The 12,314-nt window shown below is 66.5% G+C and carries 9 protein-coding genes; 7 read left to right on the forward strand and 2 right to left on the reverse strand.

Translation table 11 applies throughout. The annotated features are described in order from the left end of the window. Positions 1-237: 237 nt before the first annotated feature. The 4 genes from araD (at position 238) to DSD28_RS14810 (ending at position 5,573) form a co-directional block, all read left to right on the forward strand. The gene (gene araD, locus DSD28_RS14795) at positions 238-1,980 is read left to right on the forward strand and encodes an L-arabinonate dehydratase (RefSeq protein ID WP_119257192.1); all 1,743 of its coding nucleotides are present in this window, start codon (positions 238-240) and stop codon (positions 1,978-1,980) included. 154 nt (positions 1,981-2,134) lie between these two features. Then, positions 2,135-3,532 (forward strand): DUF2793 domain-containing protein, encoded by a 1,398-nt coding sequence (locus DSD28_RS14800; protein WP_162911413.1) that lies wholly within the window; start codon positions 2,135-2,137, stop codon positions 3,530-3,532. 55 nt (positions 3,533-3,587) lie between these two features. Further along, a complete protein-coding gene (locus DSD28_RS14805; protein ID WP_119257194.1) occupies positions 3,588-4,046 on the forward strand; it encodes a YbaK/EbsC family protein in 459 nt (152 codons plus the stop codon). A 234-nt stretch (positions 4,047-4,280) separates the two neighbouring features. Further along, a complete protein-coding gene (locus tag DSD28_RS14810; RefSeq protein ID WP_119257195.1) occupies positions 4,281-5,573 on the forward strand; it encodes an NCS2 family permease in 1,293 nt (430 codons plus the stop codon). A 341-nt stretch (positions 5,574-5,914) separates the two neighbouring features. On the opposite strand, the gene DSD28_RS14815 is transcribed toward DSD28_RS14810, so the two are convergent. Together DSD28_RS14815 and puuE are read right to left on the reverse strand one after the other, a co-directional pair. Beyond that, complete coding sequence (locus DSD28_RS14815; RefSeq protein WP_119257196.1) at positions 5,915-6,400, reverse strand: ureidoglycolate lyase; 486 nt, start codon at positions 6,398-6,400, stop codon at positions 5,915-5,917. Positions 6,401-6,521: 121 nt separating this feature from the next. Continuing rightward, on the reverse strand, positions 6,522-7,940 hold the full coding sequence (gene puuE, locus DSD28_RS14820) for an allantoinase PuuE (RefSeq protein ID WP_119257197.1): 1,419 nt from the start codon (positions 7,938-7,940) through the stop codon (positions 6,522-6,524). 160 nt (positions 7,941-8,100) lie between these two features. On the opposite strand from puuE, the gene uraH reads away from it, so the two are divergent. The 3 genes from uraH to xdhB are packed head-to-tail and all read left to right on the forward strand — an operon-like array spanning position 8,101 to position 12,312. Beyond that, positions 8,101-8,466 (forward strand): hydroxyisourate hydrolase, encoded by a 366-nt coding sequence (uraH, locus tag DSD28_RS14825; RefSeq protein ID WP_119257198.1) that lies wholly within the window; start codon positions 8,101-8,103, stop codon positions 8,464-8,466. A gap of 3 nt (positions 8,467-8,469) precedes the next feature. Further along, the gene (gene xdhA, locus DSD28_RS14830) at positions 8,470-9,954 is read left to right on the forward strand and encodes a xanthine dehydrogenase small subunit (protein WP_119257199.1); all 1,485 of its coding nucleotides are present in this window, start codon (positions 8,470-8,472) and stop codon (positions 9,952-9,954) included. A 3-nt stretch (positions 9,955-9,957) separates the two neighbouring features. Then, complete coding sequence (gene xdhB, locus DSD28_RS14835; protein WP_119257200.1) at positions 9,958-12,312, forward strand: xanthine dehydrogenase molybdopterin binding subunit; 2,355 nt, start codon at positions 9,958-9,960, stop codon at positions 12,310-12,312. Positions 12,313-12,314: the final 2 nt, after the last annotated feature.

Here is a 12,314-nt window from a genome sequence, read left to right on the forward strand (position 1 = left end):
GGGCCATCATATCGTTCTGGGCGGAAGCGACAAACTGCTGTTGCATGATGTCGATCACATCCATCGACGCCATGATGTTGGCGACGTCATTATGACGCTATTGATATGAAGCGATCCGGATTGATGATTTGACTGTTATGTGAGTTCCGCGCTTCCCTGTGGATCACAGGGAGGATGGCGATTTGCGCGTGGCTGCGCGTTCCGCATCGCCCGCAGAACAGAAAGCAAGGCACGACAATGACATTCAAACCCTCCCCCTGGCCGCGCAAGCTGCGTTCGCAGGAGTGGTACGGCGGCACCTCGCGCGACAACATCTATCACCGCGGCTGGCTGAAGAACCAGGGTTACCCGCACGACCTGTTCGACGGGCGCCCGGTGATCGGCATCCTCAACACCTGGTCGGACCTCACTCCCTGTAACGGCCACCTTCGCGAGCTTGCCGAGAAGGTCAAGGCGGGCGTCTGGGAGGCGGGCGGCTTCCCTCTGGAGGTTCCGGTCTTCTCGGCCTCGGAAAACACCTACCGGCCGACGGCCATGATGTACCGCAACCTCGCCGCGCTCGCGGTGGAGGAGACGATGCGTGCCCAGCCGATCGACGGGGCGGTGCTGCTCGTCGGCTGTGACAAGACCACGCCCTCGCTTCTGATGGGTGCGGCCTCCACCGACATCCCTTCCATCGTCGTCACCGGCGGGCCGATGCTGAACGGCTGGTTCCGCGGTGAGCGCGTCGGTTCGGGCACGGCGCTCTGGCAGATGTCGGAGGCGATCAAGGCTGGCACGATGAGCAAGGAGGACTTTCTCGAGGCCGAACAGGCGATGAGCCGCTCGTCGGGCACCTGCAACACGATGGGCACGGCCTCCACCATGGCCTCCATGGCGGAAGTCCTCGGCATGGCGCTGTCCGGCAATGCCGCCATCCCCGCCGTCGACAGCCGCCGCCGCGTGATGGCGCAGCTCACCGGCCGCAGGATCGTGCAGATGGTCAAGGACGACCTGAAGCCCTCCGACATCCTCACCCGCGAAGCCTTCGAGAACGCCATCCGAACCAACGGCGCCATCGGCGGCTCGACCAATGCCGTCGTGCACCTCCTGGCGCTCGCCGGCCGTGTCGGTATCGATCTCACGCTCGACGACTGGGACCGTCTCGGCCGCGACGTGCCGACCATCGTCAACCTGATGCCGTCGGGCAAGTACCTCATGGAGGAGTTCTTCTATGCGGGCGGCCTGCCGGTGGTGCTGAAGCGCCTCGGTGAGGCGGGTCTCCTCCATAAGGAGGCGCTCACCGTTTCCGGCGAGAAGATCTGGGACGAGGTCAAGGACGTCACCAACTGGAACGAGGACGTCATCCTGCCGACGGAGAAGGCGCTGGCGCAAGCCGGCGGCATCGCCGTTCTCAAGGGCAACCTCGCTCCGAAGGGCGCGGTGCTGAAGCCTTCTGCCGCCACTCCCTCGCTGATGGTGCATCGCGGCCGCGCGGTGGTCTTCGAGGATATCGACGACTACAAGCGCAAGATCAACGATCCCGATCTCGACATCGACGAGACCTGCGTGATGGTACTGAAGAACTGTGGTCCGCGCGGTTATCCGGGCATGGCCGAGGTCGGCAATATGGGCCTGCCGCCCAAGGTGCTGAAGAAGGGCATCACCGACATGGTGCGCATTTCGGACGCCCGCATGTCGGGCACGGCCTATGGCACCGTCGTCCTGCACACCAGCCCGGAAGCGGCCGCCGGCGGGCCGCTCGCTATCGTGCGCGATGGGGATTTCATCGAGCTCGACGTGCCGAATCGGCGCCTGCATCTCGATGTGCCGGAGGGTGAGATCGAGCGCCGCCTTGCCGAATGGAAGAGCCCGGTCGAGCGCCCCGCGAGCGGCTACGGCATGCTCTACCACGACCATGTCACCGGGGCCGATACCGGCGCCGACTTCGACTTCCTGCGCGGCGCCCGCGGCAATGCCGTGCCGAAGGATTCGCACTGACCGGCCGGGCGATCCTGTAGGATCGCCCTTTGCCAATGCGGCGGCCACCTCCACCGGCCGCCGCCCCGTTGCAAGCTTTTCGAAGCCGCGTTTTCCCCGCCTTCCGCCGCCCTCCTATACTCGTCCCGAACCGACAGGACTGGAGCCGGACGAAATGGACGCGACCGAAAACCTCAACCTTCCCTATATCCTGCCCGCGCAGGCGCAGAAGCACGTCACCCATAACGAGGCGATCAAGGCGCTGGATGCGATCCTGCATCTCGCTGTCCTGAGCCGCGCGCTTTCGAGCCCGCCGGCAAGCCCGGCGGGCGGCGAGCGCTATCTCGTGCCGGCGGGTGCGACGGGCGCCTGGACCGGCCAGGCGAAGGCGGTCGCCGCCTGGCAGGACGATGCCTGGGCCTTCTATCCGCCGCGCGCCGGCTGGCTTGCCTATGTCCTCGACGAGAATGTCATGCTGGCCTTCAAGGGCGGCGACTGGGCGCCTGCTGGCTTCGATATCGTGCTGCCCGACCGGATCGGCATCAACGCGACGGCGGATGCGACGAACCGGCTGGCTGTCGCCTCGCCGGCCTCCCTCTTCACCAACGAGGGCGCGGGGCACCAGATCAAGGTCAACAAGGCCAGTGCCGGCGATACGGCTTCGCTGCTCTTCCAGACGGGCTGGTCCGGCCGCGCCGAGATAGGGCTTGCCGGTAGCGATGCCTTCCGCGTCAAGGTGAGCGCGGACGGCGCGTCCTTCGTGGATGCCATGGTGGCGGACCCGGCGACCGGGCGCGTCCGCTTTCCCGCCGGCGTGGAGGGGCTTCGCCCGCAGCTTTCCGCAAGCCGCACCTATTACGTCGCGGCCGGCGGCAGCGACGGCAATGACGGCCTGACGCCGGGCACGCCCTTCGCGACCCTGCAGAAGGCGGTGGACGCCGCGCATGGGCTCGATTGCGCCAGCCATGACGTCACGATCCAGCTTGCCGACGGCAGCCATGCCGGGGCGACGGTCGCCCGGCCGCTTCTCGGCGGCGGCACGCTCTTCATCAAGGGCAACGAGACGACGCCGGCCTCCGTGGTCCTCACGGGCGGCCTCGTCTTTTCCAACGGCGCGCAGGTCCGCGTCTCCGGCATCCGCATCGCCATCGCGACGGACCTCGTGCATGGGCTTTCCGTCGGCAACGGCGTGACCCTCCGGCTCGGCAAGATGGAATTCGGCGCCGTCGGCGCGAATGCCGATCACATCTTCTCCGACAATCCGTGCAGGATCGTGCTGGAGGAAAACTACACCATCAACGGCGGCGCGCGCCGGCACATGAACATCGGCGCCGGCCTCCTCACCGGCGAGGGGCGCACCTTCACGCTGACCGGCACCCCCGCCTTCACCCAGTTCGTCGCGGTCCGCAATGCCGGCACCGTATCGCTGTCGAGCCCGGTGATCGTCGGCAGCGCCACCGGCAGCCGCTACCTTGCCGAGACCAACGGCGTCGTCAACACCTTCGGCAAGGCGGCGACCTTCCTGCCCGGCTCGGCGGCCGGCACCACCCCCTCCGGCGGCATCTATGCCTGACGGGACCGACGCGGCGGCTCTTGCATCGGGGCCGCCGGTCTGGTTATGACAGGCCATGTCGCTCGAATCCGTCCGCACCTTCTTCGCCCGGAATGCTCCCGATATCGACGTGCTCGTCACCGAGCAGAGCTCGGCGACCGTGCCGCTCGCCGCCGAGGCGCATGGCGTCGAACCCGCGCAGATCGCCAAGACGATCTGCCTGCGTGTCGGCGAGGAGATCGTGCTCATCGTCGCGGCCGGCACAGCGCGGCTGAGCAACCGCAAGTTCAAGGACCGTTTTTCCGCGAAGCCCCGCATGCTCGGCGCGGAAGAGGTGGTGTCGGCGACCTCCCACCCGGTCGGCGGCGTCTGCCCCTTCGGCCTTCCCTCGGCGCTTCCGGTCTATTGTGACGTGTCGTTGCGCGCCTTCGACGAGGTGGTGCCGGCAGCCGGCGCGACCAATGCGGCGGTGCGCATCGCGCCGGACCGCATGGCGGGTCTCGTCGGCGGGCAATGGGTCGATGTCTGCGATTGAGGCGGTGGCGGGCGCCGCCCGCCGTGAAAGAGTTTCGCTAAAATCCGGGGAAATCCCCGGCTGGCGCGGTTGCACGGGAAATCGCAATATAACGAAGCTGTGATCACCGGTGGCCCGTCTCTTGCGGACCGCCGTGCACAGGCGCGGAAGGAGCCGCGAACGGGCTGCTGGAGGAGCATCTGGCCCGGATCTATCGCACGGCGACGCGACCTGCGTCCGCCAGGGGGAGAAAATATGTTTGAAAAGCTTTTCAAGCTGAGTGAGCACGGCACGTCGGTTCGCACCGAAGTGATCGCGGGTCTGACGACCTTCCTCACCATGTCCTATATCATCTTCGTCAACCCGGACATCCTGTCGACGACGGGCATGGACCGGGACGCCGTCTTTGTCGCGACCTGTCTTGCCGCGGCGCTCGGCTCCATGGTCATGGCGCTCGTCGCCAACTGGCCGATCGGCATGGCGCCCGGCATGGGCCTCAACGCCTTCTTCGCCTTCACCGTCGTGGCGGCGCTCGGCTTCACCTGGCAGCAGGCGCTCGGCGCGGTCTTCATCTCCGGCACCATCTTCGTCATCCTCACGGTGACGGGCGTGCGAAGCTGGCTGATCGAGGGCATCCCGCATTCGCTGAGAAGCGCGATTGCCGCCGGTATCGGCCTCTTCCTCGGCATCATTGCCCTGAAGAGCTCCGGCATCGTCGTCGACAACCCGGCGACCCTCGTCGGCCTCGGCGACCTCAAGCAGACCGGCCCGCTTCTGGCGATCCTCGGCTTCTTCGTCATTGCCGTGCTCGATGCGCTGCGCGTTCGCGGCGCCATCCTCATCGGCATCCTCGTCGTGACGGTCCTCTCCTGGATTTTCGGCGTCAGCGAGTTCCGCGGCATCGTCTCGGCCCCGCCGTCGATCCTGCCGACCTTCCTGCAGCTCGACATCGTCGGCGCGCTGCATGGCGGCCTGCTGCATGTCATCCTCGTCTTCGTGCTGGTCGAGGTCTTCGACGCCACGGGCACGCTGATCGGCGTCGCCAAGCGCGCCGGCCTCATCCAGGAAGGCCAGAAGAGCCGCCTCGGCCGCGCGCTTCTCGCCGACAGCACGGCCATCGTCGCCGGCTCGCTGATGGGCACGAGCAGCACCACCGCCTATGTCGAGAGCGCCTCGGGCGTCCAGGCCGGCGGCCGCACGGGCCTCACCGCCTTCGTCGTCGCCATCCTGTTCCTCGCCGCTCTCTTCATCTCGCCGCTCGCTGCCTCCGTGCCGAGCTACGCGACGGCTCCGGCGCTGCTCTACGTTGCCGGCCTGATGATCCGCGAACTGACGGAAGTCGACTGGGAAGAACTGACGGAAGCGGTTCCGGCCGCGCTCACCGCGCTCGCCATGCCCTTCACCTATTCCATCGCCAACGGCCTTGCCTTCGGCTTCGTCAGCTATGTCGTGCTGAAGCTCTTCACCGGTCAGTGGCGCCAGATTCACCCGGCAACCGCCATCGTCGCCATCCTCTTCGTCATCCGCTTCGCCTTCTTCGCGGAATAGGAAGGGACGCATAAGACGGGAAAGGGCCGCGCGACGAGCGCGGCCCTTTTCGTTTGGGACGTGAGGATAGAAAGATCGCCAGGAGTGGCGATCTCGTCCGCGCTCTGCACCTGCCCGCCCACTTCCCCTCCGTCGTGGTCGGGTTTAACCCGACCACCTACACCCCGCTCGCGGGTGGGTTCTCGGCCCAAGGCCGAGCATGGCGTCGATGGGTAAAGGTCCCCGAACACGAAAGGGCCACGCTCGTCGCGCAGCCCGTTCCTTCATGGTTCACAAAATCCGGATACGAAAAAGCCGGCCCGTGGAGGCGGGCCGGCAGATCCGTGAGGCCGGTGGAAGTCTCAGCGGATCAGAAACGCTTCCTCGTAGAAATGCTCCTCGAGGTTGACGCCTTCGCCGCCGCGGTCGACCACGGCGAAGTCGGAGGGTTTGTCGAGCGGGGTCAGGATGCCGTGCCAGATGTTCCGGCCGATATTGACGCCCTGGCCCGGCGCGGTGCGGAAGGCGATCGGCTCGGCCGGGCCGTTTTCCGTCTCCTCGGCGACGACCACCAGGAAGGTGCTGTCGCTAAGCGGAATGAAGGCCTGGCTGCCAAGCGGATGCCGCTCGACCATGTTGAGTTCCAGCGGCAGCGGATAGGGCTCGCCGCGCAGGAGGCTGATCATCGGCCGCGCCTTCTCGCCGGTCGTCTCGATATGCGCAAGGTCGTGGTAGCGCACGCACTTGCCCGCATTGATCGGGAAATTGTGCGCGCCGTCCTGTTCGATGACCTGGCCGAAAGGCGCGAAAGCCTCGCGGGTCAACGGTTTGATCTCGATGGTCTTCATGGATTTCCTCCCTCGGCCGGAATGGCCGGATACGCTTGCCGGCGACAGGCCGTGCTGGTGAACGTTGCGGCGGGACAGGGTGGGGAGGCTCCCCGTCTCGCCAAGGTTTATCATATTCCGCTCAGGCGGGAAGCAGCGCCTTCAGCCGGAGCAGGGCGATCCGCTCCACCTGGCGGCAGGCGGTGGCGAATTCGGTGTCGCGGTCGTTCGCGATGCGCGTTTCGAAGGCCGCAAGGATGCTCGCCTTCGTGTTGTCGCGCACGGCGATGATGAACGGGAAACCGAATTTCATGACATAGCGCTCGTTGAGTTCGGTGAAGCGTGTCCGCTCCTCGTCCGTCAGCGCATCGAGGCCGGCGGAGGCCTGCTCCTCCGTCGAGCTTGCCGTCAGGCGTCTGGCCTGCGCCAGCTTGCCGGCAAGGTCCGGGTGGGCGACGAGGACGCCGAGCCGCTGCTCGTCGCTCGCCGCGCGGAACTGGAAGGTGAGCGCGGCGGCAAGGCCGACGGCCGTGTCGTTCGCCGGCGAGAGCTCGTCCGCCCACGCCCGGCGGGCCACCCAGTCGGAATGCTCGAAGATGCCGCCGAAGCGCTCGACGAAGGCCTCCTCGCTCATCTGCGACGGCCGCTCGGCGGGCAGGCGCGGCGGATGGGTCTTCGCCCAGTGCTCGGCGATGTCGACGCGCCGGGCGATCCAGACCTTCTCGTGGCTCTTGACGTAGTCGATGAAGCGGGCGAGCGCCATGACGCGGCCGGGCCGGCCGATCAGGCGGCAATGCAGGCCGATGCTCATCATCTTCGGGCTGCCCGACGTGCCTTCGGCATAGAGCGCGTCGAACGAATCCTTCAGGTAGCTGAAGAACTGGTCGCCGGAATTGAAGCCCTGCGGCGTGGCGAAGCGCATGTCGTTGGCATCGAGCGTATAGGGAATGATCAGCTGCTGCCGGCTGTCATGCTCGTACCAGTAGGGCAGGTCGTCCGAATAGGTGTCGGAGATGTAGTCGAAGCCGCCGGCCTCGGTGACGAGATCGACCGTGTTGACCGAACAGCGGCCCGTATACCAGCCGCGCGGCCGCTCGCCGGTGACGAGCGTATGCAGGCGGATCGCCTCGGCGATGGCCTCGCGTTCCTCCTCCGGCTTCATGTCCTTGTGCTCGACCCATTTCAGGCCATGCGAGGCGATTTCCCAGCCGGCCTCGAGCATCGCGGCGACCTGGGCGGGCGAGCGCCGGAGCGCGGTCGCGACGCCATAGACCGTCACTGGCACGCTCTTTTCCGTCAGCAGCCGGTGCAGGCGCCAGAAGCCGGCGCGGGCGCCGTATTCGTAGATCGATTCCATGTTCCAGTGGCGCTGGCCGGGCCATTGCGCGGCCCCGACGATCTCGGAGAGGAACGCTTCGGATGCTGCATCGCCATGCAGCACGCAGTTCTCCCCACCCTCTTCGTAATTCAGCACGAACTGAACGGCGACGCGCGCTTCGCCCGGCCATGCGGCATTGGGCGGGATCTCTCCGTATCCGTGCATGTCACGGCAATATCGCATGGAACGCTCCTCCAAACGTTTTCGATGGCGCATGTCTAACCCGAAAATCGCGCGTGCCATTCCCCCGGAAAATTTGAAAGTCTCGAACGATCTTTCTGCTTTTCAGTGGAAACGGGCTGGCGGATAGTGATTGCAGGCGCATTGTGCTCGGGAGGAAAACATGCAGTCTCATTCGCACGGAGCCGGCCGGCTCACGACCCACGTTCTGGATACCGCCCGCGGCAAGCCGGCGGAGGGTCTGCGCATCGATCTCTACCGGGTCGAAGGCGATGTGTTCCACCACCTCAAGACCACCGAGACGAACGATGACGGCCGCTGCGACGCGCCGCTGCTGTCGGGCGAGACGATGAAGGCCGGCACCTACGAGCTGCGCTTCCATGCCGGCGACTATCTCGGCCGCACGGGCGACGGCCCGCTCTTCCTCGACATCATCCCGATCCGCTTCGGCCTTGCCGACGAGGGTGTGCATTACCATGTGCCGCTTCTCGTCTCGCCCTTCAGCTATTCCACCTACCGCGGGAGCTAAACCATGGCGGCCGTGACGATCCGCTCGGAACTGCGTTTCATCCTCAATGGCAAGGACGTGTCCCTGCGCGACGTCGCGCCGGACCAGACCCTGCTCGACTGGCTGCGCCTCTCCCGCCTGCTGAAAGGCACGAAGGAAGGCTGCGCCGAAGGCGACTGCGGCGCCTGCACCGTGCTGGTGGGACGCCTGACGCCGGAAGGCGGGCTCGTTTACGAGGGCGTCAATGCCTGCATCCGCTTCCTCGGCTCGCTGGACGGCTGTCATGTCGTGACGGTCGAGCATCTGGCCGCCGCCGACGGGCGCCTCCATCCCGTGCAGCAGGCCATGGTGGACTATCACGGCTCGCAATGCGGCTTCTGCACGCCGGGCTTCGTCATGTCGCTCTATGCGCTCTGGATGACGACGCCGAACCCGAGCGACCGCGAGATCGAGACGGCCCTGCAGGGTAATCTCTGTCGCTGCACCGGCTACGAGCCGATCCTGCGCGCCGCCCGCGCTATCTCGACCTATGGCGGCACGGACAAGGATCCGCTGCTGGCCGAGCGCGAGACCATGATCGCCCGCCTCAAGGACCTGCGCGACGGCGCCCGCGTCGAGATCGGCGAGGGCAAGCACCGCTTCGTCGTTCCCGCCGGCCTCGACGACTTCGCCGCCGTGCTGGAAGCCTCGCCGACCGCGACGGTCGTCGCCGGCTCCACCGATGTCGGCCTCTGGGTGACGAAGCACATGCGCGACATCGCGCCAGCGGTCTTCATCGCCGGCCTTGACGAGCTGAAATCCATCACGGTGAAGGACGGCACGGTCTCCATCGGCGCCGGCGTCACCTATAGCGAGGCCGTTTCGGTCCTCGCGCAGCATATTCCTGTCCTCGCGCCCCTGATCCACCGCATCGGCGGCCAGCAGGTGCGCAACATGGGTACGATCGGCGGCAACATCGCCAACGGCTCGCCCATCGGCGATACGCCCCCCGCGCTCATCGCGCTCGGCAGCACGCTGACCTTGCGCAAGGGCGCCGAACGGCGCACCATCTCCCTGCAGGACTTCTTTATCGCCTATGGCAAGCAGGATCGCCAGCCGGGCGAATTCGTCGAGGCCGTGCATGTGCCGGTGCCGGCGGCGTCGGAAAAGGTCGCCATCTACAAGGTGACCAAGCGCCGCGACGAGGACATCACCGCGACGCTCGGCGCCTTCCGTCTGGCGCTTGCCGACGACGGCACGGTGGCGGCGATCACGATCGCCTATGGCGGCATGGCGGCGACGCCGAAGCGCGCCTTCGCCGTCGAGGCCGCGCTCCTTGGGAAGCCCTGGACCGAGGCGACCGTGGAAGCGGCCATGGAAAAATACGCGGAAGACTATGCGCCGCTGACCGACATGCGTGCGACCGCCGAATATCGTGCGCTGGCGGCGAGAAACCTGCTTCTGCGGTTCTTCGTGGAAACCACATCCGGCGCGGCGAGCGCGCAGGTGCAACGATACGAGGCAGCGTGAGCCATGAACAAGCATACGACCGATCTCAAGGCCGAGAAGATCACCGGCGGCGTGCATTCCAGCCCCCGCCATGACTCCGCCCACAAGCATGTCGCCGGCACCGCCGTCTATATCGACGACATCACGGAGCCCGCCGGCACGCTGCATGGCGGCCTCGGCCTTTCCACCGTCGCCCATGGCGTCCTGAAATCCGTCGACCTCTCGGCGGTGCGCGCCGCCCCCGGCGTCGTCGCGGTGCTGACGCACGAGGACATTCCCGGCGTCAACGACATCTCGCCCTCGGGCATGCATGACGATCCCGTGCTCGCCGCCGGCAAGGTGGAGTTCCACGGCCAGCCGATCTTCTGCGTGATCGCTGAGACGCGCGAGGAAGCCCGCCGCGCCGCCCGGCTCGCGAAGATCGAATACGAGGAACTGCCGGCCGATATCGACATCTGGGATCTCGACCAGTCCACCCACCGCCAGGTCTTTCCGCCGCTGACGCTGAAGCGTGGCGATGCGGCCACCGCGCTCGACGGCGCCCCGCGCCGCGTGAAGGGCCGCATGCGGCTCGGCGGGCAGGACCATTTCTATCTCGAAGGCCAGGTCTCGCTCGCCGTACCGGGCGAGGACGACGAGGTCACGGTCCATTGCTCGACCCAGGGGCCGAGCGAGACGCAGCACATGATCGCCCATGCGCTCGGCGTGCCGAGCCATGCCGTGGCGGTGGAAGTGCGCCGCATGGGCGGCGGCTTCGGCGGCAAGGAAACGCAGGCGAACCAGTGCGCGGTGCTCGCCGCCATCGCCGCCAAGAAGCTGAACCGCGCCGTGAAGGTGCGGCTCGATCGCGACGAGGACATGGTCGCCACCGGCAAGCGGCACGACTTCGCCATCGACTACGATGTCGGCTTCGACGAGGAGGGCCGCATCCTCGCCGTGGACTATACCTTCGCGCTTCGTGCCGGCTTTTCGGCCGACCTGTCCGGCCCGGTGGGCGACCGGGCGCTGTTCCACTGCGACAACGCCTATTTCTTCCCGCATGTCCATGCCAAGACGGCGCTGCTGCATACCAACACGGTGTCGAACACCGCCTTCCGCGGCTTCGGCGGCCCGCAGGGCATGGTGGGCGCCGAGCGCGTCATCGACGAGGTGGCCTTCGCCGTCGGCAAGGACCCGCTCGAAATCCGCAAGCTGAACTTCTACGACGAGATCGGCGTCGAGGGCACCCGCAACCTCACGCCCTATCACCAGAAGGTCGAGGACTGCATCATCCAGCGTATCGTTGCCGAGCTGGAGCAGAGCGCTGACTATGCCGGCCGCCGCAAGGCGATCGCCGAATTCAACGCCGGGAGCCGCATCGTCAAGCGCGGCATCGCGCTGACGCCGGTCAAGTTCGGCATCTCCTTCACCAAGACCGAATCCAACCAGGCCGGCGCGCTGGTGCATGTCTATACCGACGGCTCCGTGCACATGAACCATGGCGGCACGGAAATGGGCCAGGGCCTGCATCTGAAGGTGGCGCAGGTCGTGGCGGAAGAGTTCCAGATCGATCTCGACCGGGTGAAGATCACCGCGACGACCACCGCCAAGGTGCCCAACACCTCGCCGACCGCCGCCTCCTCGGGCGCCGACCTCAACGGCATGGCGGCGCAGAATGCCGCCCGCCAGATCAAGGACCGGCTGATCGATTTTGCCGCGGAAAGCCATCAGGTACCGCGCGACCAGGTCGTCTTCCTGCCCAACCGGGTGCGCATCGGCAATGCCGAGATCGCCTTCAACGATCTCGTCAAGCAGGCCTATATGGCGCGCGTCCAGCTCTCGGCGGCCGGCTTCTACAAGACGCCGAAGATCCACTGGGACCGCTCCAAGGGCCGCGGCCACGCCTTCTATTACTACGCCTACGGCGCGGCCTGCTCGGAAGTCTCCGTCGATACGCTGACCGGCGAATATGTCGTCGAGCGCACCGATATCCTGCACGATACCGGCCGCTCGCTGAACCGGATCATCGATATCGGCCAGGTCGAGGGCGGCTTCATCCAGGGCATGGGCTGGCTGACGACGGAGGAATTGTGGTGGGACGGCAAGGGGCGGCTGCGCACCCACGCGCCCTCCACCTACAAGATCCCGCTCGCCTCGGACCGCCCGAAGATCTTCAACGTGGCGCTTACCGACTGGTCGGAAGCCTACGAGCCGACGATCCACCGCTCCAAGGCGGTCGGCGAACCGCCGCTGCCGCTGGGTCTTTCCGTGCTGCACGCACTGTCGGATGCTGTAGCGAGCGTGGCGGATCACAAGGTCTGCCCGAAGCTCGATGCTCCCGCGACGCCCGAGCGCGTGCTGATGGCCATCGAGCGGCTGAAGGCCGGTAAAAAGGGGTGAAA

It is taken from the genome of Shinella zoogloeoides, assembly GCF_003574625.1.
In the GTDB taxonomy this organism is placed as follows: Bacteria; Pseudomonadota; Alphaproteobacteria; order Rhizobiales; family Rhizobiaceae; genus Shinella; species Shinella zoogloeoides_A.